Consider the following 25473-nt stretch of genomic DNA (forward strand, 5'->3'; position numbering starts at 1 on the left):
CCCCCGGGGGCGGCGCGCGCCGCCCCCGCCCTGGCCACATCCGGGTCGAGGAAAGCGAGAAGATGGCGACGGACATCCTGGTGCCCACCCTGGGCGAGAGCGTGAGCAGCGCCACCGTGGCGCGCTGGCTGAAGCAGGCGGGCGAGGCGGTCGCGGCCGATGAGCCCGTGGTGGAGCTCGAGACCGACAAGGTGACGGTGGAGGTGAACGCCCCCGCCGCCGGCGTGCTGGAGGCGATCGCCGCCAAGGAAGGCGCGGAGGTGGAGCCCGGCGCGGTGCTCGGCTCCATCGCGGCCGGCGCGGCCGCGGCCAAGCCCGCCGCCCCCCCCACCGCCGGGGCGAAGCCCGTGGGCACCGCGGGCGGCTCGGTGGCCCAGGCCGAGGCGCATGGCGCCCCGCCCGGCGGCCACGCCCCCGCCGCCCTGCCCGCCGCCGCGAAGCTGATGGCCGAGAACGGCCTCACGCCCGCGCAGATCGGCCCCGGCTCCGCCAAGGACGGGCGCATCGCCAAGGGCGATGTGCTGGACTTCCTGGCCCGCGCCGCCGCCGCCCCCGCCGCCGCGCCCGCGCCCAAGCCCGCCCGCGCCCTGGAGCCGGGCGAGGAGCGCGTGAAGATGACGCGGCTGCGCGCCACCATCGCCCGCCGGCTGAAGGAGGCGCAGAACACGGCGGCCATGCTCACCACCTTCAACGAGGTGGACATGAGCGCGGTGATGGCGCTGCGCGCGGAATACAAGGACCACTTCGAGAAGCGCCACGGCGTGAAGCTCGGCTTCATGAGCTTCTTCGTGAAGGCCTGCGTGGCCGCGCTGCAGGAGTTCCCCGCCGTCAACGCCGAGATCGAGGGCGAGGACATCATCTACAAGAACTTCGTCCACATGGGCATCGCGGTGGGCGGGCCGAACGGGCTGGTCGTGCCCGTGCTGAAGAACGCGCACGCCATGGGCTTCGCCGAGATCGAGAAGCGCATCGCCGATTTCGGCAGGCGCGTGCGCGACGGCCAGCTCAAGCTGGAGGAGATGGCGGGCGGCAGCTTCACCATCACCAATGGCGGCATCTACGGTTCGCTGATGTCCACGCCGATCCTGAACCCGCCGCAGTCGGGCATTCTCGGCATGCACAAGATCCAGGACCGGCCGATGGCGGTGGGCAAGTCCGTCGAGATCCGCCCGATGATGTATCTCGCGCTCTCCTACGACCACCGGATCGTGGACGGGAAGGAGGCCGTCTCCTTCCTCGTGCGCGTGAAGGAGGCGATCGAGGATCCGCGCCGCCTGATGCTGGGCGTCTGACCATGCGCTCCCGCGAAGGCCAGCTCAGCGACAACCGCCCCATCTCCCGCTCGCGCGCCGAGAAGGAGAAGCAGCTCCGCGAGTTGAAGGAGGTGCTGGCGGGGATGAAGCCCCACGCCACGCCCGCCCTGCGCGAGAGCGTGCGCAACAAGATCAAGGAGCTGGAGGCGGAGCTCTCCGTCCCGCCCCCGCCGCCGCGCGAGCGCCGGCCGCCCCGGCGCGAGGGCTGAACCGGCTTCACCGCCCAGGCGGCGTGCTGCGAGGGACGGGCGGGCCGCCCGGTGTCGGCGCCGGCGGGCGCGCCACGGGGCGGCCCGTGCCCGTGATGGGCCGCTGCTGCTGCGCCTGGCGCTGGGCCCGGCGCTGCGCGCTGGATGGCGCGGCCCGGCCGGGGCGCGCCGGGTTTTCGTTGCGGTGCAGATCCTGGCCCATGTGCCAGTTCTCGCCCTGACGGCGCATGTCCGGCGGGCCCACCGGCGCCGGCTGCGCCAGGGCGGGCGGGGCCAGCAGAAGGCCGCACAGCAGGAAAAGACCAGGGCGCATAGCGACAACCTCCTCTCGCGCCTTCCCGAAGGCGCGAGAGGGAGCCTATCCGCCGCACTCGCCGCCGCCTTGCGGCCCGTCAAACCGGCGGATGCTGGCGCTGATCGCCGGCGCTGCGGCGCAGCCGCCGGCATGGCCTCGTTTCGGCGCGCAGCCGCCACGCCGGGTCCCATCGAAGCAAAGCTTCGATGGGTGCCCGTCAACCCTGCGCGCGATACGTCCGGCGTGGCCGCCGTCCATATCACACGCTCTGCAGCAACCCCGCGAAGAGCTTCCCGCGCGAGGCCAGCGAGCTCACCTGCACATGCTCCTCCAGCGTGTGCGCCATGGCGCCCTGGATGCCCAGCCCGTCGAGGGTGGGGATACCCATGGCCCCGGTGAAGTTCCCGTCCGAGCCGCCGCCCGAGGACTGGTGCGGCAGCGCGAAACCCAGCCGCTTCGCCAGCGCCTCGGCGGTGGCGTGCAGCGCCAGCACCTTCTCGTCCGGCTCCCAGACGGGGCGCGTCACGCCGCGCGTCACCGTGAGCTGCACGTCGTTGCCGCTCGGCCGCAGGGCGAGCATCCGCGCCACCCCGGCGTCCAGATCCGCCTGGCGCTTGGCCATGGAGAGCACCTCGGCGTCGCAATGCGTCGCCACGCAGTTCACCCATTGCCCGGCGTGGACGACGCCGACGGAGAAGGTGCAGTCCTCCGTCGTCATCTCCTCGATGGCGAGGATCTGCTTCGCCATCTCGCGGATGGCGCTGCGCCCCTCCGCGAGCCGCGCGCCCGCGTGGCTCGGCCGGCCCGTCGTGCGCAGGTTGAAGCGCGCGATGGCGTAGCGGCCCGTCACCACGCCGCCATCGGGCCGCGCGGGCTCGGGCACGAGCACCACGGCATGCCGCGCCGCTTCGGCCTCGATGAGATCGCGCGTCGAGGGGCTGCCCACCTCCTCGTCGCTGGTCAGCAGCACGGTGACGGGCCGCGAGGTCGGGATGCCCGCCCTGATGAGCTGGCCGATCGCCTCGACGGCGAGGTAGGTGCCCCCCTTCATGTCCTGGATGCCCGGGCCGTAGGCGATGTCGCCCTCGCGCCGGAAGGGCAGGCCCTTCGCCAGCGTGCCGACGGGGTGCACCGTGTCGAGATGCGCGAGCACGAGGATGCCCTTCTCGCGGCTCTCGTGCGGGAAGCGCGCGCGCACGCAGTCGCCGAAGCCCATGCGGCCGGGGATGGTCTCGACCGTCGCGCCCATCAGCGCCAGGTGGCGCGCGGCCAGCGCCATCATGCGGTTCACCGCCGCGGCGTCGTGCGTGGGGCTCTCGCACTCCACCCAGGTCCGCAGGCCGGCGAGCATCTCCTCGGCGTCGAAGGGCAGGTCGAGCTTGGCTTCCATCGGGGTTCCCTCTTTGATGCGGGAACCATGCGCCTGCTCGTCGCCAACGCCAACACCACCGAGGCCATCACGCAGCTCTGCGCCGAGGCCGCGCGCGCGGCCGCCGCACCCGGCACGCGGATCATCCCCGCCACGCCGCGCTTCGGGCCGGAGGTGATCGCCACCCGCGCGGAGAACGTCATCGCGGGCCATGCGCTGCTCTCGCTGCTCGCCGAGCATGCGGGGCAGGTGGAGGCCTGCCTCCTGGCGGTGAGCCACGACACGGCGCTGGAGGCCGCGCGCCAGCTCATGCCCTGCCCCGTGGTGGGCATGACGGAGGCCGCCTGCTTCGCGGCCTGCCTGGTGGGCGCGCGCTTCGGCCTCGTCACCTTCGGCGGCGTCGAGACCTACCGCGAGCGCATCGCGCAGCACGGACTCGCCGGGCGCTGCGCCGCGCTGGTGGGCGTGGACGCGACGCCGCAGGAGGCGGTGCGCGACCCGGAGGGCGTGGCGCGCAAGGTGCAGGCGGGAATCGCCCGCGCCGTGGCCGAGGGCGCGGATGCGGTGGTGATGGGCGGCGCGGCGCTGGCCGGCATGGCGCCGCGGCTGCAGGGCGAGGCGGCGGTGCCGCTGCTCGACGGCATCGCCGCCGGGGTGAAGCTCTGCGAGATGCTGGTGGCGCTCAATCTGCCGAGGCCGCGCGCGGGCAGCCTCGCCCCGCCCCAGGGCCGCGCGAGCCTCGGGCTCGACCCCGCGCTGGCGGCGCTGCTCAAGGGAGGAACGCCGTGAGGGATCTCTCGCAGCCCGCGCTGCTCGAGGCCGTGATGGGCTGGGTGGCGATCGAAAGCCCCACCCAGCACGTGCCGGGCGTGAACCGCGTGGCCGACCATGCGGAGGCGCTGCTGCGCGGCCTCGGCGCGGCCATCGAGCGCACGCCCGGGCGCGAGGGCTTCGGCGACATTCTCATCGGCCGGGTTCCGGGCGCGGAGCAAGGCCCCGGGCTGCTCTTGCTCGGCCACATGGACACGGTGCACCCGCTGGGCAGCTTCGCCGCGCGCATGGACGGCGAGCGCGCCTATGGCCCGGGCATCTACGACATGAAGGGCGGCAACGCCATCGCGCTCGCTGCGCTGCAGCACCTGCAGGCGCGCGGCCTGCGCCCGCGCCTCTCCGTCAGCGTCATGATGATCCCGGACGAGGAGATGGGCAGCCCCAGCTCGCGCGCCGCCATCGAGGCGGAGGCGCTGCGGCACCGCGCCGTGCTGGTGGTGGAGCCCTCGGGCGAGGGCGGCCGCCTCACCGTGGCGCGGCACGGCATCGCGCGCTGGCATCTCTCCACCCATGGCCGCCCCGCCCATGCGGGCGCCTATCACGCCGAGGGCCGCAGCGCCGTGCGCGAGATGGCGCACCACATCCTGGCGCTGGAGGCGCTGACCGACCACGCGCGGAACTTCTGCGTGAACATCGGCGTGGTGCAGGGCGGCACGCACGAGAACATGGTGCCCGCCGAGTGCCGCGCCATCTGCTACGCGCTGGTGCCCACGGCGCGCGAGGAGGAGGCGCTGCGCGCGGCGGTGCTCGGCCTCGCGCGGCACGATGCCGATGTGCGCACGGAGGTGGCGCCCGGCCTCGGCCGCCCGCCCTATTCCAAGACCCCCGCCATCCAGGCGCTCTACGACCACGCCGCCGCGCTGGCGCGCGAGATCGGCTTCGAGGTGGCGGGCGAGCGCGTGGCCGGCGGCGGCAGCGACGGCAACTTCACCGGGGCGCTGGGCGTGCCCACCCTCGATGGGCTGGGCGTGATCGGCGGCGGGCCGCACACGCGCGAGGAGTTCCTCGAGATCGGCTGCCTCGTGCCGCGCACGCGGCTGCTCGCGCGGCTGTTCGAGACGCTGGGGCCGGGGGTGGCGGGGCTTTAGCCGCGCCGGAACGCCGCCGCCGGATGGGGCGGGGCGAGGCGGTCGCGCCCGAACAGCTTGCGCCGCAGCGTGCCCGGCGCGTAGCGCGTCTTGTAGCGGCCGCGCCGCTGCAGCTCGGGCACCAGGAACTCCACCACGCCCTCCAAGGTCTCGGGCATCACCGCCGAGGCGAGGTTCAGCCCGTCCACCCCCGTCCGGTCCACCCAGTCGAGAAGCTGGTCCGCCACGGCGGGCGCATCGCCCACCAGCACCGGGCCATTGCCGCCGATGGCGGTGAACTCCGCCACCTCGCGCACGGTCCAGGAGCGCGCGGGATCGGCGCGGGTGATGTTCTCGAGCGCGGTGCGGATGGCGTCCGTCTCCACCTGCTCCACCCGCGCCTCGGGGTCGAGCGCGCCGAAGTCGAGCCCCGTCCAGCCCGACATCAGCGCCAGCGCGCCCTCCAGGCTGCGGTGGCGCAGGCACTCGGCGTAGCGGTCCTCCGCCTCGGCGCGGGTGGCGGCGACGATGGCGGTGAGCGAGGAGAGGATGCGCAGATCCTCCGGCGCCCGGCCCGCCGCGGCGGCCGCCTCGCGCAGCGCCGCCACGCGCGGGGCGATCACCTCCACCGTCGGGCCGCTGACGAAAACGCATTCGGCATGCCGCCCGGCGAAGCGCCGCCCCGCGCTGGAGGTGCCCGCCTGGTAGAGCACGGGCGTGCGCTGCGGCGAGGGCTCGCAGAGATGGATCGCCTCGACGGAGAAATGCGCGCCCTGGTGGCGGATGGCGTGCACGCGCGCGGGGTCGGCGTAGAGGGTGCGCGCGCGGTCGCGCAGCACCGCGCCCTCCTCCCAGCTCTCCTCCCAGAGCCGGTAGGCCACCTCCATGTATTCCTCGGCGAGGTCGTAGCGCTCGTCGTGCGCGCGCAGCGCGGGCTGGCCGAGGGCGCGCGCCGCGCTGGCCAGGTAGCCGGTGACGATGTTCCAGCCGATGCGCCCCTCGGTCAGATGGTCGAGGGTGGAGAAGCGGCGCGCGAGCAGATAGGGCGGCTCATGGCTGAGGTTCACCGTGACGCCGAAGCCCAGATGCTCCGTCACCGCGGCCATGGCGGGGATGACGAGCAGCGGGTCGTTCGCCGGAACCTGGGTGGCGCGGGCGAGCGCCGTCTCCGGCCCGCCGCGGTGCACGTCGTAGAGGCCCAGCACATCGGCGAGGAAGACGCCGTCGAACAGCCCGCGCTCGCACAGCCGCGCGAGCCCGGTCCAGTGGCGCAGGTGGCGATACTCCGTGCTGTGGTCGCGCGGGTGCGTCCAGAGGCCGGGGGAGACATGCCCCACCGTGTTCATGGTGAAGGCGTGGAGCAGGATGTGGCGATCGGGCATGGGCCGACGCTCCCCGAGGCCGCGGCGCGCGTCAACGCCGCGGGGATTGAGCCCGGCGCGCAACCCGCGCGATGATGCGCCATGCCCGCATCCGCCCCGCCCCGCATCGCGCGCCTCGGATTCTTCACGCGGCTGCTGGACGAGGCGGCGCCCGCCGAGCGCTATCGCCTCGCCACCGAACAGATCCGCCATGCCGAGGCGGAGGGCTTCGACGCCGCCTGGGTCGCGCAGCACCACTTCAACGCCGATGAGGGCGGGCTGCCCGCGCCCTTCGTCTTCCTCGCGCAGGTGGCGGCGCGCACCCAGCGCATCCGGCTCGGCACGGGCATCGTGACCCTGCCCATGGAACTGCCCCTCCGCGTGGCCGAGGATGCGAGCGTGCTCGACCTGCTCAGCGGCGGGCGGCTCGAGCTCGGCGTGGGCCCGGGCGGGAATCCGGCCGCCTTCGCCGCCTTCGGCCTCGACAACGCGCAGCGGCGCGAACTGTTCGAGGCGAATCTGACCCTGCTGCGCGAGGCGCTGGCCGGGCGGCCCCTGCCGGGCGGGGACCGCCTCTACCCCGCCGCGCCCGGGCTGCTCTCTCGGCTGTGGTTCGCGACCTTCTCGGTCGAGGGCGCGCGCGCGGCGGGGGCCATCGGCGCGGGGCTGCTGCTCTCGCGCACCCAGCCGCGCCCGGCCCATGCGCCCGAGGCGCAGCTCGCCGACATCCAGCTCCCGATGATCGAGGCCTATCGCGCCGCGCTGCCCGAGGGCGTGGCGCCGCGCATCCTCGCCTCGCGCTCGGTCTTCGTGGCGGAGGAGCGCGCGCTCGCGCTGCGCTTCGCCGAACAGGGGCTGGGGCGCTTCCACCGCCGCCTCGTCTCGCTCGGCCGCGCGGAGGGCGAGCCGCCCCCGGTGGAGGAGATGATCCGCCGGCAGGACGTGCATCTCGGCACGCCCGAGGAGGTGATCGCCTCGCTCTCCGCCGACGCCACGCTGCGCCACGCCACCGAACTCGCCGTGCAGGTGCATTCGGTAGACCCGCCGCACCCCTTCATCCTGCGCTCCATCGAGCTGGTGGCGCGCGAGGTGGCGCCCGCCTTCGGCTGGCGCCCCGCCCCTGCCCTTCCCGCCGCCCGCGTGGCGTGATGCCCCCGCAAGGACCGAACCCGATGGACCTGCTCGACAGCCTTCTGGGCGTGACGCCCGGCTCCGCCATGGACCGCATCCGCGCGCGGCGGCCGATCGCCCGCACCCACACGCAGGAGAGCTATCGCGTCCTGCTCACCCCGGACTCGCCGGGCCGATTCACGGAGGCGGAGCGCTTCGCGGTGGCCGCCTATGTGGCCGCGCTGCACGGGGAAAGCCCGCTCGCCCGGCACTATGCGGCGGGGCTGGCGGCGCGCGCGCCCGAGCTGGCCGCGCCCGTCGCCGCCGCCGCCGCCGCGACGCGCGCCGATGGCCCGCACGGCGCCTATCCGCCCGGCCCGCTCAGCGCCGAGGACACGCCCGCCCGCGGCTTCGCCCTGCCGCCGGAGGCCGCGGGCGCGCTGGGCCCGCGCCTCGCCGCCGCCTTCGCCCACGCGCATTTCCTGGTGTTCCACCCGCGCGACGCCGCGCCGCAGCGCTTCGCCCCGCTGCTCGCGGCCGGCTGGACCACGCCCGAGATCGTCAGCCTTTCGCAGCTCGTCGCCTTCCTCGCCTATCAGCTTCGCGCCGCGCATGGCCTCGCCGTGCTCGCGCGCCATGTGGGAGACGCCGCATGACCGACGCGATCCTCACCCCCTCGGGCCACCAGGCGCCCGTCGCCTTCACGCGCGCGATGCTGGACTGGCTGCCCTGGCTCGAACCCCTCGCCGAGGAGGCGCTGACGCCGCGCCACATGGAAGCGCTGGTGGACAAGGCGCGCGCGAAATCGGCCTATTTCCGCCTTCTGGCGCATGACCCGGACGCGCTGGAGCACCGCACCCGCACCGACAAGGACATCTTCTACAACACCGAGGGCGGGCTGCCGCGCGCGGAGCGCGAGCTGGCCGCCGCCGCGGCCTCGCGCGTCAACGGCTGCATCTACTGCGCCTCCGTCCACGCGCGCCACGCCGTCACCTACTCGAAGCGCGAGGCGGAGGTGGACCGGCTGCTGGCCGAGGGTGTCGCGGCGGATCTCGGCGAGCGCTGGAACGCCATCGTCGAGGCGGCGGTGGATCTCACCGTCACACCCATCCGCTTCGGCGACGCGCATGTGCGGCGTCTGCGCGCGGCGGGGCTGGAGGACGAGGCGATCAGCGACCTGATCCACGCCGCCGCCTTCTTCAACTGGGCGAACCGGCTGATGCTCTCGCTGGGCGAGCCGGCGTTGTAGGACGAGCGGCCGTCACGCCGGAGGTCGCAGCGACGATGAGGGGGGCTTGAGCCACAGGCCGGTCTCTCCAGCCATCGCCCAGCAGAAGAAGCGCGTTCACCCGGCGGTGAGCCGCGCTCTGCCGCTGCCGGGGCAGCGCCGAAAGGGAACGGGCCCGCCCCTCAACCCAGCCGCCGCCCGTCACCGGGGCAGGCAGAGCGCGCGTCGCGACCACGGCGGATCAGGCCACGCCGCGTTGCTGTGAGCAGATGTCGGCGCTCGCGCCCGCCCGTGTCAGGCCCGCACGCCCACCTGCTCGATGCGCTCGATCCAGGGGTCGAGCGCGAGGGCGAAGCGCACCATCTCGCCCAGCAGTTCCACCGCCGTCTCGCGCGTGGGAGCCTCGGCCTCCACGGCCAGGCGATGATCGGGGGTGAGGCGCAGCCGCCAGCCCTTGGGCAGTTCCTGGGGCAGCCGGGCCGCGGCCTCGAAGACCATGCGCCGGTTCGCGCCGGGCTCGGCGGTGGAAGGGATCCGGCCGGCGATGGCGCGCAGGCGCAGCCGATCTCCCTGCCATTCCGCCTCGCAGCGGCGGCCACGCCAGTCGAAGCGCAGCGCGGGCCGCAGCCCGGGCTCACGCGGGGAAAGCCTGCCGTCGCGCGCGACGGCGAAGGGGCCGAGCGTCAACATGGGGCCAAGCTTGCCCCGCCTCGGTTAAGGGAGGATAAACCGCGCCCATGTCCCTCGGCCGCAGCCTCTCCCTCGTCCTCGCCCCGCCGCATCCGGCCGGGCGCGTGTTCATCTATGCCGGCGCGGGCGTGGCGGTGCTGGGCGGGCTGATCCTGGGCGCCTGGCTGTTCTGGCTGGGCGCGGCCTTCACCCTGTTCTGCCTCTATTTCTTCCGCGACCCCGAGCGCGTGCCGCCGCCCCGCCCGGGCCTCGTCCTCGCACCCGCGGACGGCAAGGTGGTGATGGTGAGCGAGGCCGCGCCCCCGCCCGAGCTCGAGATGGGAAGCGCCCCGCGCTGGCGCGTGGCCATCTTCCTCTCCGTCCTCGACGTGCATGTGAACCGCTCCCCGGTGGAGGGGCGCGTCGGGCGCATCGCCTACCGGCACGGCGCCTTCATCGACGCGAGCCTCGACAAGGCCAACGAGACGAACGAGCGCAACGCGCTGCGCCTCGATCTGCCCGATGGCCGCAGCCTCGGCTGCGTGCAGATCGCGGGGCTGGTGGCGCGGCGCATCGTCTGCACCGTGCGCGAGGGGGATCACCTCTCGGCCGGCGAACGCTTCGGCATCATCCGCTTCGGCAGCCGCGTGGACGTCTATCTGCCCGAAGGGGTGCGGCCGCTGGTGCTGGTGGGCCAGACCATGATCGGCGGCGAGACGATCCTCGCCGATCTGCGCGCGTGACCAGGGAGGGCCTGCGCACGCGGCTGAGGCGTCTGCGCCCGCGCCAGCGCCCGCGCTATCGCGGCCCCTCCTTCAACCGGGTCATCCCCAACCTGCTGACCATGGTGGGGCTCTGCGCCGGGCTGGTGGCCATCCGATTCGCGCTCGAGGGCCGTTTCCCCCAGGCGGCGGCCTTCATCGTCGCCGCCGGCGTGATCGATGGGCTGGACGGGCGAATCGCCCGGCTGCTCAAGGGCACCAGCCGCTTCGGGGCGGAGTTCGACAGCCTCTCGGACTTCCTGTGTTTCGGCGTCGCGCCCGCCCTCGTGCTCTATCTCTGGACGCTGCAGCATGCGGGGCCCATCGGCTTCATTCCCTGCGTGCTCTTCGCCGTGTGCAGCGCGCTCAGGCTCGCGCGCTTCAACGCTGCGAGCATCTCCGAGCCCGGGGCCCCCCCGGTGGTGAAGCCGGCCTATGCCTATAATTTCTTCACCGGCGTGCCGGCGCCGGCGGGGGCCGGGCTCGCTTTGTTTCCGCTCTTCGCCTGGCTCGCCTTCTCCGAATCGGGCTGGGCCGCCACGGCCGAGGCCATCCGCCACCCCGCGCTCGCCGCCGCCATGCTCTTCCTGGTGGGCGGGCTGATGGTGAGCACCCTGCCCACCTGGTCCTTCAAGAACTTCAAGATCCCGGCCGAACGGGTGCTGCCCCTCTTCCTCGGCGTGGGGGCCTATCTCGCCTTCCTCGTCACAGAGCCCTGGGCGGCGCTGGCGCTGGCGGGCGTGATCTATGCGGGGATGCTGTTCTTCTCCGTCCGCTCCTATCGCCGCCTCAAGCGGGAGGCGGAGCTGCTGCGCGGGCCGGAGGCGGTGGAGCAGCCGCGCGCCGCCGGATGATCCTGGCGGGCGTCCGGCTCGGGGCCGGGCCTTTCGCCGCGCTGCCGCCGGGTGCCTTCGGCCTCTGCCTCGATCCGCACGCGCCCAACCGCGCCGAGGCCGCGCTGACGCTCGACATCGAGGATTTCGGCCTGCCCGAGCCCGCGGCGCTGCGCGCCACGCTGGATGCGCTGAAGGCGGCGATGGCGCGCGAGCCGGAGCGCCTGTTCTACATCGGCTGCCGCGCCGGGCTGGGGCGCACCGGCACGGTGCTCGCCTGCCTCGCCGCCGAATGCGGCGTGCCGGGCGACCCGGTGGCCTGGGTGCGCGCGCGGCACGATCCGCGCGCGGTGGAAACGCCGGCGCAGGAGGCCTTCGCGCGCGCCTGGCTCAGCCCTTCTCGATGGTGAGATCGGGCGCGTCGGGGTTCTTCATGCCGACGATGTGATAGCCGCAATCCACGTGGTGCACCTCGCCCGTGACGCCGGTGCTGAGCGGGCTGAGCAGGTAGAGCCCCGCGCCCCCCACCTCGTCCAGCGCCACGTTGCGGCGCATGGGCGAGTTGTATTCGTTCCACTTCAGGATGTAGCGGAAATCGCCGATGCCGCTCGCCGCGAGCGTCTTGATCGGGCCGGCGCTGATGGCGTTGACGCGGATGCCCTCCCCGCCCAGGTCGGCGGCCATGTAGCGCACGCTGGCCTCCAGCGCCGCCTTGGCCACGCCCATCACGTTGTAGTGCGGCGTCCAGCGCTCGGCGCCGAGGTAGGTCAGCGTCAGCAGCGCCCCGCCCGGGCCCATCAGCGCCGCCGCGCGGCGGCCCGTGGCGGCGAAGGAGTAGCAGGAGATGTCCAGCGCCTGCAGGAAGGCCTCGCGCGGGGTGTCGAGGAAGCGGCCGCGCAGATACTGCTTGTCGGCGAAGCCGATGGCGTGGACGAAGAAGTCGAGCCGCCCCCAGCGCTCCTCGATGGCGCCGAAGGCGGCGTCCATGTCCTCGTCGCTCGCCACGTCGCAGGGCAGCACGATGTCGCTGCCCACGGATTCCGCCAGCGGCCGCACCCGCTTCTCCAGCGCCTCGCCCTGGTAGGTGAAGGCCAGCTCCGCCCCCTGCGCCGCCACGGCGCGCGCGATGGCCCAGGCGATGGAGCGGTTGTTGGCCACGCCCATGATCAGGCCCCGCCTGCCCTGCATCAGCGTTCCGGTCGGCAGGGCGGCTTCGGCGTCTTCCGTCATGGTCATCCGTGCGGGCGGTTGCGGGGCGGGGGGCGTGGTGGCACATGCCCCACAGGCGGGCAAGGCCCCCGAACCCCGGATGCGGACCCCATGACAGACCCCCACGCGCTCTTCGCCGACTGGATGGCGGAGGCGACGAAGACCGAGCCCAACGACCCCAACGCCATGTGCCTCGCCACAGCCACGCCCGATGGGCGGCCCTCGGCGCGCATGGTGCTGCTCAAGGGCCAGGACGCGCGCGGCTTCGTGTTCTACACCAACCTCGACTCCCGCAAGGGCGGAGAGCTGGCCGCCAACCCCCGGGCGGCGCTGTGCTTCCACTGGAAGACACTGGCGCGCAGCGTGCGCGTGGAGGGCCCGGTGGAGCCCGTCACGGCGGAGGAGGCGGACGCCTACTTCGCCACACGCGCGCGCCCCTCGCGCATCGGCGCATGGGCCTCGAAGCAGTCCCGCCCGCTCGAGGGGCGCTGGGCGCTCGAGAAGGCGGTGGCGGAGTACACGCTGAAGTTCGGCCTGGGCGAGATCCCCCGCCCGCCGCACTGGTCGGGCTTCCGCGTGCTGCCCGAGCGCATCGAGTTCTGGCGCGACATGCCCTTCCGCCTGCACGAGCGGCGCGTGTTCCACCGCACCGATGAAGGCTGGCGGGAGGAGCTGCTCTACCCCTGATGGAGATCCCGCCCGAACAGCAGGAGGTGGCCGCCTTCCTCGCCCGCCGCACGGGCGAGGGCGTGGTGCGGACGCACATCTCGGCCGTGTTCCTGGGGCGGGAGGAGGCGCTGAAGCTCAAGAAGGCCGTGGATCTCGGCTTTCTCGACTTCACCCGGCGCGAGGAGCGCGCGCGGCTGCTGCGCCACGAATTCGCGCTGAACGCGCCGAATGCGCCGGGCCTCTATCTCGGCGTCTCGGCCATCACCCGCGCGCCCGACGGCAGCCTCGCCCTCGACGGCCCGGGCGAGGCGCTGGACTGGGTGCTGCGGATGCGCCGCCTGCCGCGCGAGGCCTTCCTCGACGCGCATGGCCCGCTCGAGGAGGCGCTGCTCGACGCCACGGCCGATGCGGTCGCCGCCCTGCACGCGCGCGCGCCGCGGCGCGAGGGCGATGGCGGGATGGAGGCCATTCTCGCCGGCAATCTGCGGGCCGCGCTCTCCGCCGGGCTCGATCCCGACGCGGCGCGCGCCTGGCACGCGGCGGCGGCGGCGCGGCACGCGGCGCTCGGCCCCTGGCTCGCGGAGCGCGCGGCGGGGGGCTTCCTGCGCCGCTGCCATGGCGACCTGCATCTGGGCAATCTCTGCCTGCTGGACGGCGCGCCGCACGCCTTCGACGCGCTGGAGTTCGACGAGGCGCTGGCCACCATCGACGTGGGCTACGACCTCGCCTTCCTGCTGATGGACCTGGACCAGCGCCAGGGCCGGCGCGCGGCGAACCGGGTGCTGAACCGCTATGTGGCGCGCACGGGCGATGCGGCGCTGGTGCGCGGCCTGCCGCTCTGGCTCTCGCTGCGCGCCTTCATCCGCGCCCATGTGGCGGCGCGCAAGGAGGAGGATCCGCGCCCGCTGCTGGCCGCCGCGCGCGCCTATCTCGATCCGGCGCCGGCGCGGCTTCTCGCGATCGGCGGGCTGCAGGGCACGGGCAAGTCGCGCCTCGCGCGCGCGCTCGCCCCCGGGCTCGGCCCCGCGCCCGGCGCGCTGGTGCTGCGCAGCGACGAAATCCGCAAGCGGCGCGCGGGGCTCGCGCCCGAGCAGCGCCTGCCCGAATCCGCCTACAGCGCCGAGGAGAGCGCGGCCGTCTTCGCCGAACTCGCGGCCATGGCGCGCGCGGCGCTGCAGGGCGGCCACGCCGCCATCGCCGACGCGGCCTTCCTGCGCCCCGAGGAGCGCGCGCTGATCGAAGCCGCCGGCGCGCCCTTCACCGGAATCTGGCTCACCGCGCCGCTCGGCGTGCTGCGCGCGCGCATCGCCGCCCGCCGCGGCGACGCCTCGGACGCCACCGTGGCGGTGCTCGAGCAGGCGGCGCGGCGCGAGACGGGCCCCATCTCCTGGCATGTGGTGGATGCCGGCGACGACCCCCTGCCCGCGGTGCGGAAGTTGCTGGACTCCGAGCCCCCGCCCTCGCCATAACCACGCGCGAAACGAATGGGTTGAGGAACCGGGACCATGGCCTACCGACGCCTGCTCCTGCCGCTGACGGGCACCGCCGCCGGCGAGGCCGCGCTGGCCACCGCGCTCATGGTCGCGCGCATCTGGAACGCCCATGTGCATTGCCTGCATGTGCGGGTGGACGCGCGCGACGTGGCGCCGCTGGCGGGCGAGGGCCTCTCGGGCGCGATGATCGAGGAGATGATGGCCGCCACCGAGCGCGAGAGCGGCGAGCGCGCGGCGCGCGTGCGCGCGCTGTTCGAGCGCTTCGCCAGCACGGCGGGCGACGTGACCATCGCCACCTCCGCCGAGACGGCGCTGAAATCCGGCGGGCCCACCCTCTCCTTCGAATCCATCGCGGGGCGCGAGGAGGACGTGGTGGCGCAGCAGTCGCGCCTCTACGACATGGCCGTGGTGCCCCATCCCGACGCCGAGGAGGATGTGAGCAGCAGCGACGCGCTGCACGCCGTGCTCTTCGACAGCGGCCGGCCGGTGCTCATCGCCCCGCGCGTGGCGCCCGCCAGCATCGGCACGCGCGTCTGCTGCGCCTGGAACGGCACGGCCGAGAGCGCGGCCGCCATGGCCGCGGCCCTGCCCTGGCTGCACCGCGCCAGCGCGCGGCGCGTGCTCTACGCCGACGAATACCAGCGCCGCGGCCCGCCGGTGGAGGGCATCCTCGCCTATCTCCACTGGCACGGCATCACCGCCGAGGCCGTGCCCTTCAAGCCCATGACGAAGGACGTGGGCGCGGGGCTGCTGGGCGCCGCGCGCGACTTCCAGGCCGATCTGCTGACCATGGGCGCCTACAGCCACTCGCGCCTGCGCCAGCTCATCCTGGGCGGCGTGACGCGCCATGTGCTGGAGAACGCCGAGATCCCCGTGCTGATGTGCCGCTGAGTCCGGCGGCCGTCGGCGTGATCGTGGCCTGGCGCGCGATAGGCGCGGCTAGACGCCGAGCTCCTGCGCGCAGCCCGCGATGAATCCGCCCAGCGCGCGGTGGAACACGGGCTCGTCCAGCAGGAAGGCGTCGTGGCCCTTGTCGGTCGTGATCTCGATGAAGGACACCCGCGCCGCGGCGGCGTTGAGCGCGCGCACCAGGGCGCGGCTCTCGCTCGTCGGGAACAGCCAGTCGGAGGAGAAGGAGGCGACGAAGAAGCGCGTCGGCGTGTTGCGGAAGGCCGCGGCCAGGCCGCCATGCGCGCTCGCCAGGTCGAAATAGTCCATCGCGCGCGTGATGGTGAGGTAGCTGTTCGCGTCGAAGCGCCGCACGAAGGTGCTGCCCTGGTGGCGCAGATAGCTCTCCACCTGGAACACGTCCTCGAGGAAGGTCAGCGCCGAGGCGTCCTGCAGCTTGCGGCCGAACTTGCGCGTCAGCGCCGCCTCGCTGAGATAGGTGATGTGCGCCACCATCCGCGCCACCGACAGGCCGCGCGCGGGCACCGAGCCGTCCTCCCAGTAGCGGCCGCCCTTCCAGTCCGGGTCGGCGTGGATGGCCTGGCGGCCCACCTCGTGGAAGGCGATGTTCTGCGCGGAGTGGTGCGTGGCGCAGGCGATGGGCGCGGCGGCGAAGACGCTCTCGGGGTAGGAGGCGGCCCACTCCAGCACCTGCATGCCCCCCATGGAGCCGCCGATGACCGCGAGCAGGCGCGGAATCTCCAGATGCTCGATCAGCTTCTTCTGCGCGCGCACCATGTCGGCGATGGTGATGGCGGGGAAATCCGTCCCCCAGGGCCGGCCGAGGCCGCGCCCCTCCTCGTCCGTCATCTCCTCGCGCGGGCCGGTGCTGCCCATGCAGCCGCCCAGCACGTTCGAACAGATGACGAAGTAGCGCTCCGTGTCCACCGGCTTGCCGGGGCCCACGAGGTTCTCCCACCAGCCGGGCTTCCCGGTGACGGGCTGGCGCTCGGCCACGTACTGGTCCCCGGTCAGCGCGTGGCAGATCAGGATGGCGTTGCTGCGCGCGGCGTTCAGCCGCCCATAGGTGCGATAGGCGATGGCGAGCGGGCGGATCCAGGCGCCGGAGTCGAGGCGCAGCCCGTCGCGGATCACCGCGCGCTGGTGCTCGATCTGCGGAAAGGGGGCGATCCGGTTCATCCACGCCCGAGATAGGCCGGCGCCGGAAGCCCCGCAACCGGCGCGCCCGCCTTGGCGCAGGGGCCGGGCGCGGCTATGCGTCAGGCTTCATGTCCCAAGCCCCCACCACCCAGGAGACGCTGGAGGCGCTCCGCGGCCAGATCGACCGCCTCGACGACGCGCTGCACGATCTGCTCATGCGCCGCGCGGAGGTGGTGGAGCGCCTCGCGCAGAGCGCCGCCAAGCCCGCCGGCACCACGCTGCGCCCGGGGCGGGAGGCCGCGATCCTGCGCCGGCTGCTCGCCCGCCATGCGGGCCCGCTGCCGCGCGCGGTGGTGGTGCGGCTCTGGCGCGAAATCTTCGCGAGCTCCATCGCCCAGCAGGCGAGCTTCGCCGTGGCGCTGGCGGGCGAGGCGGGGCTCGCGCGCCTCGCCGCCGCGCATTTCGGGCTGGAGACGCCGCTGCGCCAGCACCCGAGCCCCGCCGCCGCCCTCGCCTCCGTCATGGCGCGCGAGGCGGCCATCGCCGTGCTGCCCTGGCCGCGCGAGAGCGACAGCGAGGCCGAGGCCTGGTGGACGCGCCTCGACGGCCAGGCGCTGCACGTCATCGCCCGGCTGCCCTTCCACGCCGAGCGCGCGCCGGTGCTGGAGGCCGCCGTGCTCGCCCTCTACCCGGCCGACGCCTCGGGGCGCGACGCCGCGCTCTGGCGGGCAGAGCGCCCCGGCGCGCCCGACCGCGCGAGCCTCGCCGCCGCCTTCCCCGGCGCGCGGCTGCTCGCACTCTGCCGCGCGGGCGGCGTGACGCAGGCCCTGCTGGAGACCGAGGGCGCGGCACCGCCGGGCGCCCTGCCGCTCGGCCGCTACGCCATCCCCGAACGAGGAGCCCCCCGCCCATGACGGCCCTCACGCCGCGCCCGTCCATCCTGACCATCGAGCCCTATGTGGGCGGCGAGTCGAAGATCCCGGGCGTGAACCGCATCATCAAGCTCTCCTCCAACGAGGGCGCCTTCGGCCCGCCGCCCGGGGCCATCGCCGCCATCGCGCGCATGGCCGCGGAGGCGCACCGCTACCCGGACGGGAACGCCACCCGGCTGCGCGAGGCCATCGGCGCGAAGTTCGGCCTCGACCCCGCGCGCATCCTCTGCGGCAACGGCTCGGACGAGCTGATCGCCTATCTCATTCTCGCCTATGGCGGCGAGGGCACGGAGCTGATCATGCCCGCCCACGGCTTCGTGATGTACGACCTGACGGGCCGCTACGCGGGCTGCCGCGTGATCAAGGTGCCCGAGCGCAACCTGATGGCCGATGTGGACGCGATGCTCGCCGCCGTGGGGCCGCGCACCAAGCTCGTCTGCCTGGTCAACCCCAACAACCCCACGGGCGCGCTGCTGCCGCGCGCGGAGGTGGAGCGGCTGCGCCGCGGGCTGCGGGACGATATCCTGCTCATCCTGGACGCGGCCTATGCCGAATACGTGACCGACCCCGACTACGACCCGGGCCACAGGCTCGTGGACGCCTCGGGCAACACGGTGATGACGCGCACCTTCTCCAAGATCTTCGGCCTGGGCGGGATGCGCGTGGGCTGGGCCTACATGCCGCCCGCGGTGGCGGACGTGATCGGGCGCATCCGCGGGCCCTTCAACGTGAACGCGGCCGGCATGGCGGCGGCCATCGCCGCGCTGGAGGAGCCGGGCTGGATCGAGCGCAGCGTGGCGCACAACACGGAATGGCGCGCGAAGCTCGCCGCCGGGCTGGAGGCGGCGGGCATCAAGGCCTGGCCCTCCGCCTGCAACTTCGTTCTGGCCGATTTCGGCACGCCCGAGCGGGCGCGCGCGGCGGATGCGGCGCTGCGCGCGCGCGGCGTCATCGCCCGCGGCGTCGCCGGCTACGGGCTGCCCTCCTGCCTGCGCATCACCGTCGGCACGGCCGAGGAGTGCATGCTGGTGATCGAGACGCTCGCGGCCTTCATGCGCGATGCCGGCTGAACCCGTTTTCGGCCGCCTCGCGCTCATCGGCGCGGGGCTGATCGCGGGCTCCATCGCCCGGCGCAACCGCGAGCAGGGCGGGCTCGCGCGCGAGGTGGTGGTGACCGCCCGCACGCCCGAGACGCGCGCGCGCGTGCGCGAGCTCGGCTTCGCCGACCATGTGGCCGAGGATCCGGCCGAGGCGGTGCAGGGCGCGGACGGCGTGATCCTCTGCGTGCCCGTGGGCGCCTGCCGGTCGGTGATGGAGCGCATCGCGCCGCACCTCGCGCCGGGCACGCTGCTCTCCGATGTCGGCTCCACCAAGGGCTCGGTGATCCGCGACGTCGCGCCGCTGCTGCCGCCGGGCGTGGTCTTCGTGCCCGCCCACCCCATGGCGGGCACCGAGCACACCGGGCCCGATTCCGGCTTCGCCAGCCTCTTCGAGGGGCGCTACACCATCCTCACCCCGCTCGAGGGCACGCCGCCCGAGGCGATCGAGCGGGTGCGCGAATTCTGGCGCCGCTGCGGCTCCATGATCGAGACGATGGACGCCACGACGCACGACAAGGTGGTGGCCATCGTCTCGCACCTGCCGCACCTGATCGCCTTCACCATCTGCGGCACGGCGGACGATCTGAGCGAGGAGACGCGCGAGAGCGTGCTGAAATTCGCCGCTTCCGGCTTTCGCGACTTCACGCGCATCGCCGCCAGCGACGTGGCGATGTGGCGCGACGTCTTCCTCAACAACCGCGAGGCGGTGCTGGAGATGCTGGCCCGCTTCACCGAGGACGCGCAGGCCTTCGGCCGCGCCATCCGCTGGGGCCAGGAGGAGTTCATCGTGGACCGCATCGCGCGCGGCCGGAAGATCCGGCGCGGGCTGATCGAGCGCAAGCAGGCCTGAGCGCGGACGAGGGGCGGCGAGGCCGCGCGCTACCCTTCCAGCTCCTCGCGCAGCATCTCGAGGCGCAGCCACTCCTCCTCCGCCTCGGCGAGTTTCGCCTCGCGCTCGGCCAGCGCCGCGCTCTTCGCGGCGAAGCCCTTGGGATCGCGCGCGTAGAGTTCGGGGTCAGACAGCCAGCGGCGCAGCACGGCGATCTCCTGCCCGAGGCGCTCCATGGCGGCGGGCAGCGTCTCCAGCGCGTGCCGCTCCTTGAAGCCGAGCTTGCGCGCGGGGGCGGCGCGCGGAGCCTCGGCGGGCCGCGCGGGCGCGGGAGCGGGAGCGGACGGGGGGCGCGGCGGCGCCGTCACGCCTGCGCCTCGCTGCGCCAGCATGTCCGTGTAGCCGCCGGCGTATTCCTGCCAGCGCCCCTCGCCCTCGCTCATGACCACGCTGGTGCAGACGCGGTCGAGGAAGTCGCGGTCATGGCTCACCACCAGCACCGTGCCGGCATAGTCGGCCAGCATCTCCTCGAGCAGGTCGAGCGTCTCGAGGTCGAGGTCGTTGGTCGGTTCGTCCAGCACCAGCAGGTTGGAGGGCGCGGCCAGCGCGCGCGCCAGCATCAGCCGCCCGCGCTCGCCGCCCGAAAGCCGGCCCACCGGCGTGCGCGCCTGCTCCGGCGCGAACAGGAAATCCTGCATGTAGCCGATGACGTGGCGCGGCCGGCCGCCCACCCAGACCTGGTCGCCGCGGCCTTCCGTCAGCGTCTCCGCCAGCGTGGCCGCGGGGTCGAGCGTGGCGCGCATCTGGTCGAGGCTCGCCATGGCGAGGTTCGCACCCAGCCGCACGCTGCCGGAATCCGGGGCGAGCGCGCCCGTCAGCAGCTTGAGCAGCGTGGTCTTGCCCGCGCCGTTGCGGCCGACGATCCCCACCCGGTCGCCCTTGAGGATGCGGGTGGAGAAGCCGCGCACCACCGCCCGCCCGCCCCAGGATTTCGTCACCGCCTCGGCGGCGATGACGAGGCTGCCGCCGCGCTCGGCCTCCGCCGCCTCCAGCTTCACCTGGCCCTGCGGCTTCACCCGGGCGCGCCGGGCCGCGCGCAGCGCCTCGAGCTCCGCCACGCGGCGCATGTTGCGCTTGCGCCGCGCGCTGACGCCATGGCGCAGCCAGTGTTCCTCGCGCGCGATCTGCCGGCCGAGCTTGTGCGCCTCGCGCTCCTCCTCGGCCAGGAGGCGCTCGCGCCACTCCTCGAAGGCGGCGAAGCCCTGCTCCAGCCGCCGCGTCGCGCCGCGGTCGAGCCAGAGCGTGGCGCGCGAGAGGCGTTCGAGGAAGCGCCGGTCATGGCTGATCATCACCAGCGCGCCGCGGAAGGCCGCAAGCTCCGCCTCCAGCCACTCGATGGCCGGAAGGTCGATGTGGTTGGTGGGCTCGTCCAGCAGCAGGATGTCCGGCTGCGGGGCCAGCGCCGCGGCCAGCGCCGCGCGCCGCGCCTCGCCGCCCGAGAGGCGCGCGGGGGCCTCCTCGCCCGTCAGGCCGAGCTGCTCCAGCAGCCAGCGCGCGCGGTGCGGGTCGTCCGCGGGGCCGAGCCCGGCCTGCACCGCATCCCACACCCGCGCATGGGCCGAGAGGTCGGGCTCCTGCGGCAGGGTGCGCAGCGTCGCGCCGGGCTGAAGGAAGCGCGTGCCGCCCTCGGGCTCCAGCTCGCCCGCGGCGATGCGCAGCAGGGTGGACTTGCCGCTGCCGTTGCGCCCCACGAGGGCGAGCCGCTCGCCGGGCGAGACCTGCAGCGCCGCGCCCGCGAGCAGCGGCGCGTTGCCGAGGGTGAAGCGGATGTCCTCCAGGATCAGCAGGGGCGGCGCGGGCATGGCGCGCGCATGGGCCGCGCCGCGCGCCGGGTCAAGGCTGGACAGGCGCGCCCCGCCCGCCTTCGATGCGCCGGGCAGGAGGAACGATCCATGTTCGACTTCACCGGCAAGCGCGTCGTGGTCTGCGGCGGCTCCAAGGGCATCGGGCGCAGCGCCGCGCTCGGCTTCGCGAAGGCAGGCGCCGCCGTCTCCATCTGCGCGCGCGGCGCCGAGGCGCTGGCCGCCACCCGGGCCGAGCTCGGCCCCCAGGGCCATGCCGCGCCCTGCGACCTCGGCGACGCCGCGCAGATCGCGCGCTACATCGCCGAGGCCGAGGCGGCGCTCGGCGGCATCGACGTGCTGGTGAACAACGCCTCCGGCTTCGGCATGGCCGACACCGAGGAGGGCTGGGCCGCCAGCCTGAACGTGGACGTGCTCGCCACCACGCGCGCGAGCCGCGCGGCGCTGCCGGCGCTGAAGGCCGCGCGGGGCTGCATCGTGAACATCAGCTCCATCTCCGGCTATCGGCCTTCCGTGCGCGGGCCGGCCTATGCGGCGGTGAAGGCGCTGCTGATCAACTACACGCAGAGCCAGGCCGCGACGCTGGCGCCCGATGGCGTGCGGGTGAACGGCGTGGCGCCCGGCTCCATCGAGTTCCCCGGCGGCGTGTGGGAGCAGCGCCGCGACAGCCACCCGGAGCTGTATCGACGCACCCTCGCCTCCATCCCCTTCGGCCGCTTCGGCACGCCGGAGGAGGTGGCGAACGTGATCCTCTTCCTCGCCTCGCCGCTCGCGGGCTGGATCACCGGCCACACGGTGGTGGTGGATGGCGGGCAGATGCTGAGCTGATGCGGGCGGCGGTCACGCCGGCCGTATCGGGCACGCCGGGTTGGCGGGCGGCTCAGCGCGGCGGCGGCGCGGCGGGCGGCGTGTCGGGGAAGAGCTGGCGCGCCGCCTCGGTGATGCGGCCCAGATAGGCCTCGTGCCGGGCGGGGGTGCGCGAGTGGTAGTCGCCCACCGCCGCCACCACGTCGCCGCGCCGGCGGTCCAGCTTGTGGCGGAAGATCGCCCCCGCGGCGGCGATGTTGTAGCAGGCGTCGTGGATCAGCCGGTGGCGCACCACCGCCACGCTCTCGCCCGTGTAGGCGGCCAGCGCCGGGATCCAGCGCGTGTTCACCTGCATCACGCCGAGATCCTCCGAGCCGTCCCGGTTGCGGCTGACGCTGCCCACCTGCCCGCCCTCGACGCGCTGAATGGCCGGCAGCACCCGCGGCGGGATGCCGTAGAGGTTCGCCACCAGCGTCATGCAGGCGAGGTAGGGGATGCTCATCGGCGCGCGGGGGCCCAGTGCTTCCGGCGGAGCGAGGATAGCGCCCCAAGCCCCCCGGGCAAGCCTGGGATCAACGGCAGCCCGCGCGCTGCCGCGCCTCCTGCGCGCGCTGGGCCTGCGGCCCCTGGAGGTTGGGGAACTGACTGCGCAGGTCGTTCAGCGTGTCGCAGGCCTCGCGCCGGTTGCCGAGGGCGGTGAGCGCATTGGCGAGCCCCACCAGCGCCTCCGGCGCGCGGGGCCCGGTGCGGGCCCGCACGAAGGCCTCGTTGTAGGCCAGGGCGGCGTTGCCATGGTCCCGCCGGCCCATCAGCGCATCGCCGAGCAGAATGTGCGCGGCCACCTGCTGGGCGGCGTTGCGGCTGGCGATCACCTCGCGCGCGGCGGCCTCGGCGGCGGCGAAGTCGCGCCGGGCGAGGGCCGCCTGGCCCTCCTGCAAGGCGCGCTCGGGGGTGCGGGGCGGGGCGGCGGCCGGAGCGGCGGCGGCGGGCGCGGCGGGGCGCGCGGCGGGCGCGGGGGCCGCGCCCTGGCCGGTGCGGAACTCGAGGTCGCCCTGCAGCTTCTCCATGTCCTCGCGCAGGCGGCGGTTCTGGTTCTCCAGCACCTCGACACGGCCGCGCAGGCGGCGCACCTCCTCCTCCAGCGTGCCCACGCGCTCGAGGAGCTGGCCCACCACCTCGCCGCCCGCCGCGGGCGCGCGGCCGCTGACCGGGGGCGGCAGCGCGGCCCCGCCCGAGCGGCGGAGCTGCTCCATCTCCTGCCGGAGCTGGAGGATCTGGTTCTGCAGCGCGATCGCCTCGCGCGAGTCCATCTGCGCCCGGGCCGGCCCGGCCAGGGCGAGGGCCAGAACCAGCGCGGCGGCGAGCGGCTGTCGCATCACTCCCTCCCTCCTCCGGCGGCGCGGAGGCGCCTTACCGGACGACGGTGACGGCGCGGCGGTTGCGGGCCCAGGCCTCCTCGTTGGAGCCGAGCGCGTCCGGCCGGTCCTTGCCGTAGCTGATGGTCTGGATGCGCGCGCCGGCCACCCCGTTGGCCACCAGCACGTCGCGCGCCGCATTGGCGCGGCGCTGGCCGAGGGCGAGGTTGTACTCGCGCGTGCCGCGCTCGTCGGCGTGGCCCTCCACGATCACCTGCACGGCGCTGTGCTGCTGCATCCAGCGCGCCTGGCGCTCCAGGGTGGGGCGCTGGTCGGCGCGGATGGTGCTGCGGTCGGTGTCGAAGAACACGCGGTCGCCGACATTGGCGACCAGATCCTCCTGGCTGCCAGGGCGGATCGCGCCGGCGCCGCCCGCGCCGCCGGTGGCCGCCGTCTCCTCCGTGCTGGAGCAGGCGGCGAGCAGGCTGGCGGCGGCGAGCGCGGCGAGCAGGGTCTTGGTGGCGGCCATCGTCATCTCCTTGAACACGGCCCGGGGCGCGGGGCCACGGGGCGGGGGCGAGGCGCCCTTCGCAGGCGCAGCATCGCCGGTCGAACCCCTGCCCTAGCGGCAGGCCATGGCGCAATCAAGGCGCGAGCGCCCCGCCCGGCGCGGCCGAGCCTTGCCCCGCGCGCAGGGATCCTGCGAGCGGCCGCCGAATACGGGCGGCATCGAGCCCCGCCCTGTCAGCCCAGCAGGCCGGACCAGGAAGGCTCGGTCGCGTCGGTGGGGGTGGGCACCGGGCGCTCGTTGAAGCCCGCGATGTCGATGGAGGAGAGCCGCGCCGAATACCCCGCCCCGCGCCCGTCCCGCGCCGGCGTCTCGCGCTGGAAGGCCAGCACGCGGCCATTCGGGGCGAAGGTGGGGCTCTCCATCGCCCAGCCCTCGGAGAGGATGCGCTCGCCCGAGCCGTCGGGGCGCATCACGCCGATGGCAAACTGGCCGCGGCTGATCCGGGTGAAGGCGATCAGATCCCCCCGCGGCGACCAGACGGGCGTGGCATAGCGCCCGTTGCCGAAGCTGATGCGCCGCACCGAGCCGCCATTGGCGTCCATCACGTAGAGCTGCTGGTCGCCGCCGCGGTCGGAGTTGAAGACGATCTGCTGCCCGTCCGGCGAGAAGCAGGGCGAGACGTCGAGCCCGGCGGCGGAGGTGAGCTGCCGCTCCCGCCGCGAGGCGAGGTCCACGACGAAGATGTTGGCATCCCCGCCCCGCACGGCCGAGAGCACCACGCTGCGCCCATCGGGCGAGAAGCGGGGCGAGAGCGTCATGCCGCCGAAATTGCCCAGCACCTCCTGCCGCCCGGTCTGGAGGTTGAACAGGAACACGCGCGGCTGGTTGTTGAGGTAGGACATGAAGGCGATCTGCTGCGCGTTCGGGTGGAAGCGCGGCGTGAGCGCCTGGAACTGCCCGTCGGTGAGGAAGCGGTTGTTCTCGCCGTCCTGGTCCATGATGGCGAGGCGGCGGGTGCGCCGGTCGCGCGGGCCGCTCTCGGCGATGTAGGCGATGCGGGTGTTGAAGTAGCCCTCCTCGCCCAGCATCCGCTTGTAGATGTCGTCGGAGATGATGTGCGCGATCTGCCGCCAGTTCGCGGCGGTGGTGTTGTACACCGTGCCCAGCGCCTGCTGTTCGGGGATCACGTCCCAGAGGCGGAACTCGACGCGCAGCCGGTCCCCGGTCGCGTCCACGCGGCCGGTGACGAGGGCGACCGCGCCGATCACCCGCCAGTCCTGGAAACGGGGCGTCTGCGCCGCCTGCTCGGCCGACTGGATGAAGGCCGCACGCTCCACCGGCCGGAACAGGCCCGAGCCGCGCAGATTCTGGGTGATGACGGCGGCGATCTGCTGGCCGAGCCGCGCGCCGTCGCCGCCAATCCCGGCCATGGCGGGAATGGCGATGGGGATGGGATCGGTGCGGGCGCGGGTGATGTCCACCACCGTGCCGCCGGCGGCGCCTTGCGCGGCGGCGGGCAGGGGCGCGGTCCAGATGCCGGGGGCGACCAGCGTCGCCGCGCCGCCCGCGAGCAGGGAGCGGCGCTGCAGGAAGGGGGTGTTCACGGGGCTG

At 74.2% G+C, this 25473-nt stretch carries 28 protein-coding genes; 17 read left to right on the forward strand and 11 right to left on the reverse strand.

Annotated features, from left to right (window positions below; translation table 11 throughout):
• Positions 1-62: 62 nt before the first annotated feature.
• Both odhB and H596_RS21215 read left to right on the forward strand, forming a co-directional pair.
• Positions 63-1292, forward strand: coding sequence for a 2-oxoglutarate dehydrogenase complex dihydrolipoyllysine-residue succinyltransferase (gene odhB / locus H596_RS0111550; RefSeq protein ID WP_027285027.1), 1230 nt, complete (start codon positions 63-65; stop codon positions 1290-1292).
• 2 nt (positions 1293-1294) lie between these two features.
• Positions 1295-1522: a hypothetical protein gene (locus H596_RS21215; RefSeq protein WP_037301082.1), complete on the forward strand. Its 228-nt coding sequence runs from the start codon at positions 1295-1297 to the stop codon at positions 1520-1522.
• Between the two features lie 7 nt (positions 1523-1529).
• Here H596_RS21215 and H596_RS0111560 read toward each other — a convergent pair whose 3' ends face one another.
• Together H596_RS0111560 and H596_RS0111565 are read right to left on the reverse strand one after the other, a co-directional pair.
• The gene (locus tag H596_RS0111560) at positions 1530-1835 is read right to left on the reverse strand and encodes a hypothetical protein (RefSeq protein WP_027285028.1); all 306 of its coding nucleotides are present in this window, start codon (positions 1833-1835) and stop codon (positions 1530-1532) included.
• A 241-nt stretch (positions 1836-2076) separates the two neighbouring features.
• Positions 2077-3207, reverse strand: a complete 1131-nt coding sequence (locus tag H596_RS0111565; RefSeq protein ID WP_037301085.1) for a M20/M25/M40 family metallo-hydrolase — start codon at positions 3205-3207, stop codon at positions 2077-2079.
• A gap of 27 nt (positions 3208-3234) precedes the next feature.
• On the opposite strand from H596_RS0111565, the gene H596_RS0111570 reads away from it, so the two are divergent.
• Together H596_RS0111570 and H596_RS0111575 are read left to right on the forward strand one after the other, a co-directional pair.
• Complete coding sequence (locus tag H596_RS0111570; protein WP_027285085.1) at positions 3235-3975, forward strand: aspartate/glutamate racemase family protein; 741 nt, start codon at positions 3235-3237, stop codon at positions 3973-3975.
• Positions 3972-5105 (forward strand): M20 family metallopeptidase, encoded by a 1134-nt coding sequence (locus H596_RS0111575; RefSeq protein WP_027285030.1) that lies wholly within the window; start codon positions 3972-3974, stop codon positions 5103-5105. The genes H596_RS0111570 and H596_RS0111575 overlap by 4 nt, the downstream gene beginning before the upstream one ends.
• Here H596_RS0111575 and H596_RS0111580 read toward each other — a convergent pair.
• Entirely contained in the window at positions 5102-6466 is a 1365-nt protein-coding gene (locus tag H596_RS0111580) for an LLM class flavin-dependent oxidoreductase (protein WP_027285031.1), read from the reverse strand. The two genes, H596_RS0111575 and H596_RS0111580, sit on opposite strands and share 4 nt — an antisense overlap.
• An 81-nt stretch (positions 6467-6547) precedes the next feature.
• Between H596_RS0111580 and H596_RS0111585 the strand changes: the two genes are divergently transcribed.
• Genes H596_RS0111585 through H596_RS0111595 form a run of 3 tightly spaced genes read left to right on the forward strand, consistent with a single transcriptional unit; the run spans position 6548 to position 8804 of the window.
• Positions 6548-7594 carry a putative FMN-dependent luciferase-like monooxygenase gene (locus H596_RS0111585; RefSeq protein ID WP_027285032.1) on the forward strand — a complete coding sequence of 349 codons (1047 nt, stop codon included), beginning with the start codon at positions 6548-6550 and terminating at the stop codon, positions 7592-7594.
• A 23-nt stretch (positions 7595-7617) separates the two neighbouring features.
• The gene (locus H596_RS0111590) at positions 7618-8211 is read left to right on the forward strand and encodes a CMD domain protein (RefSeq protein WP_211225271.1); all 594 of its coding nucleotides are present in this window, start codon (positions 7618-7620) and stop codon (positions 8209-8211) included.
• Positions 8208-8804, forward strand: a complete 597-nt coding sequence (locus H596_RS0111595; RefSeq protein WP_027285034.1) for an alkylhydroperoxidase domain protein — start codon at positions 8208-8210, stop codon at positions 8802-8804. The genes H596_RS0111590 and H596_RS0111595 overlap by 4 nt, the downstream gene beginning before the upstream one ends.
• A gap of 273 nt (positions 8805-9077) precedes the next feature.
• Here H596_RS0111595 and H596_RS0111600 read toward each other — a convergent pair whose 3' ends face one another.
• Complete coding sequence (locus H596_RS0111600; RefSeq protein WP_027285035.1) at positions 9078-9473, reverse strand: hypothetical protein; 396 nt, start codon at positions 9471-9473, stop codon at positions 9078-9080.
• Between the two features lie 47 nt (positions 9474-9520).
• Here H596_RS0111600 and H596_RS0111605 point away from each other — a divergent pair, with 47 nt between their 5' ends.
• From H596_RS0111605 to H596_RS21225, 3 genes are read left to right on the forward strand one after another with little or no spacing between them, the layout of a single operon-like run.
• A complete protein-coding gene (locus H596_RS0111605; RefSeq protein ID WP_027285036.1) occupies positions 9521-10195 on the forward strand; it encodes a phosphatidylserine decarboxylase in 675 nt (224 codons plus the stop codon).
• On the forward strand, positions 10192-11067 hold the full coding sequence (locus H596_RS21220; protein ID WP_245584001.1) for a CDP-alcohol phosphatidyltransferase family protein: 876 nt from the start codon (positions 10192-10194) through the stop codon (positions 11065-11067). The genes H596_RS0111605 and H596_RS21220 overlap by 4 nt, the downstream gene beginning before the upstream one ends.
• A complete protein-coding gene (locus H596_RS21225; protein WP_051212854.1) occupies positions 11064-11456 on the forward strand; it encodes a protein-tyrosine phosphatase family protein in 393 nt (130 codons plus the stop codon). Before H596_RS21220 ends, H596_RS21225 begins: the two co-directional genes overlap by 4 nt.
• On the opposite strand, the gene fabI is transcribed toward H596_RS21225, so the two are convergent.
• Positions 11437-12276 (reverse strand): enoyl-ACP reductase FabI, encoded by an 840-nt coding sequence (gene fabI, locus H596_RS0111620; protein ID WP_027285037.1) that lies wholly within the window; start codon positions 12274-12276, stop codon positions 11437-11439. The two genes, H596_RS21225 and fabI, sit on opposite strands and share 20 nt — an antisense overlap.
• 90 nt (positions 12277-12366) lie before the next feature.
• Between fabI and pdxH the strand changes: the two genes are divergently transcribed.
• Genes pdxH through H596_RS0111635 form a run of 3 tightly spaced genes read left to right on the forward strand, consistent with a single transcriptional unit; the run spans position 12367 to position 15308 of the window.
• Positions 12367-12942: a pyridoxamine 5'-phosphate oxidase gene (pdxH, locus tag H596_RS0111625; protein WP_027285038.1), complete on the forward strand. Its 576-nt coding sequence runs from the start codon at positions 12367-12369 to the stop codon at positions 12940-12942.
• Positions 12942-14393, forward strand: a complete 1452-nt coding sequence (locus H596_RS0111630) for a bifunctional aminoglycoside phosphotransferase/ATP-binding protein (protein WP_027285039.1) — start codon at positions 12942-12944, stop codon at positions 14391-14393. The genes pdxH and H596_RS0111630 overlap by 1 nt, the downstream gene beginning before the upstream one ends.
• Positions 14394-14429: 36 nt before the next feature.
• The gene (locus H596_RS0111635) at positions 14430-15308 is read left to right on the forward strand and encodes a universal stress protein (RefSeq protein ID WP_027285040.1); all 879 of its coding nucleotides are present in this window, start codon (positions 14430-14432) and stop codon (positions 15306-15308) included.
• A 48-nt stretch (positions 15309-15356) separates the two neighbouring features.
• On the opposite strand, the gene metX is transcribed toward H596_RS0111635, so the two are convergent.
• A complete protein-coding gene (metX, locus tag H596_RS0111640) occupies positions 15357-16505 on the reverse strand; it encodes a homoserine O-acetyltransferase MetX (protein WP_027285041.1) in 1149 nt (382 codons plus the stop codon).
• 89 nt (positions 16506-16594) lie between these two features.
• Here metX and H596_RS22950 point away from each other — a divergent pair, with 89 nt between their 5' ends.
• The 3 genes from H596_RS22950 to H596_RS0111655 are packed head-to-tail and all read left to right on the forward strand — an operon-like array spanning position 16595 to position 19348.
• Positions 16595-17380 carry a chorismate mutase gene (locus H596_RS22950; protein WP_051212856.1) on the forward strand — a complete coding sequence of 262 codons (786 nt, stop codon included), beginning with the start codon at positions 16595-16597 and terminating at the stop codon, positions 17378-17380.
• Positions 17377-18468, forward strand: coding sequence for a histidinol-phosphate transaminase (gene hisC / locus H596_RS0111650; protein WP_027285042.1), 1092 nt, complete (start codon positions 17377-17379; stop codon positions 18466-18468). Before H596_RS22950 ends, hisC begins: the two co-directional genes overlap by 4 nt.
• Positions 18458-19348, forward strand: a complete 891-nt coding sequence (locus tag H596_RS0111655) for a prephenate/arogenate dehydrogenase family protein (protein ID WP_027285043.1) — start codon at positions 18458-18460, stop codon at positions 19346-19348. Before hisC ends, H596_RS0111655 begins: the two co-directional genes overlap by 11 nt.
• 29 nt (positions 19349-19377) lie before the next feature.
• Here H596_RS0111655 and H596_RS0111660 read toward each other — a convergent pair whose 3' ends face one another.
• A complete protein-coding gene (locus H596_RS0111660) occupies positions 19378-21189 on the reverse strand; it encodes an ABC-F family ATP-binding cassette domain-containing protein (RefSeq protein ID WP_027285044.1) in 1812 nt (603 codons plus the stop codon).
• 90 nt (positions 21190-21279) lie between these two features.
• Here H596_RS0111660 and H596_RS0111665 point away from each other — a divergent pair, with 90 nt between their 5' ends.
• Positions 21280-22017, forward strand: a complete 738-nt coding sequence (locus H596_RS0111665; RefSeq protein WP_027285045.1) for an SDR family NAD(P)-dependent oxidoreductase — start codon at positions 21280-21282, stop codon at positions 22015-22017.
• A 52-nt stretch (positions 22018-22069) separates the two neighbouring features.
• Here H596_RS0111665 and H596_RS0111670 read toward each other — a convergent pair whose 3' ends face one another.
• The 4 genes from H596_RS0111670 to tolB form a co-directional block, all read right to left on the reverse strand.
• Entirely contained in the window at positions 22070-22498 is a 429-nt protein-coding gene (locus H596_RS0111670) for a lytic transglycosylase domain-containing protein (RefSeq protein ID WP_027285046.1), read from the reverse strand.
• Positions 22499-22568: 70 nt separating this feature from the next.
• Positions 22569-23372 carry a tol-pal system YbgF family protein gene (locus H596_RS23825; protein ID WP_037301092.1) on the reverse strand — a complete coding sequence of 268 codons (804 nt, stop codon included), beginning with the start codon at positions 23370-23372 and terminating at the stop codon, positions 22569-22571.
• Between the two features lie 34 nt (positions 23373-23406).
• On the reverse strand, positions 23407-23880 hold the full coding sequence (gene pal, locus H596_RS0111680; RefSeq protein ID WP_027285048.1) for a peptidoglycan-associated lipoprotein Pal: 474 nt from the start codon (positions 23878-23880) through the stop codon (positions 23407-23409).
• Positions 23881-24095: 215 nt separating this feature from the next.
• Positions 24096-25466, reverse strand: coding sequence for a Tol-Pal system beta propeller repeat protein TolB (tolB, locus tag H596_RS0111685; protein WP_051212858.1), 1371 nt, complete (start codon positions 25464-25466; stop codon positions 24096-24098).
• Between the last annotated feature and the right edge of the window lie 7 nt (positions 25467-25473).

The sequence above is a fragment of the Rubritepida flocculans DSM 14296 genome (assembly GCF_000425365.1).
GTDB classification, from domain to species: Bacteria; Pseudomonadota; Alphaproteobacteria; order Acetobacterales; family Acetobacteraceae; genus Roseococcus; species Roseococcus flocculans.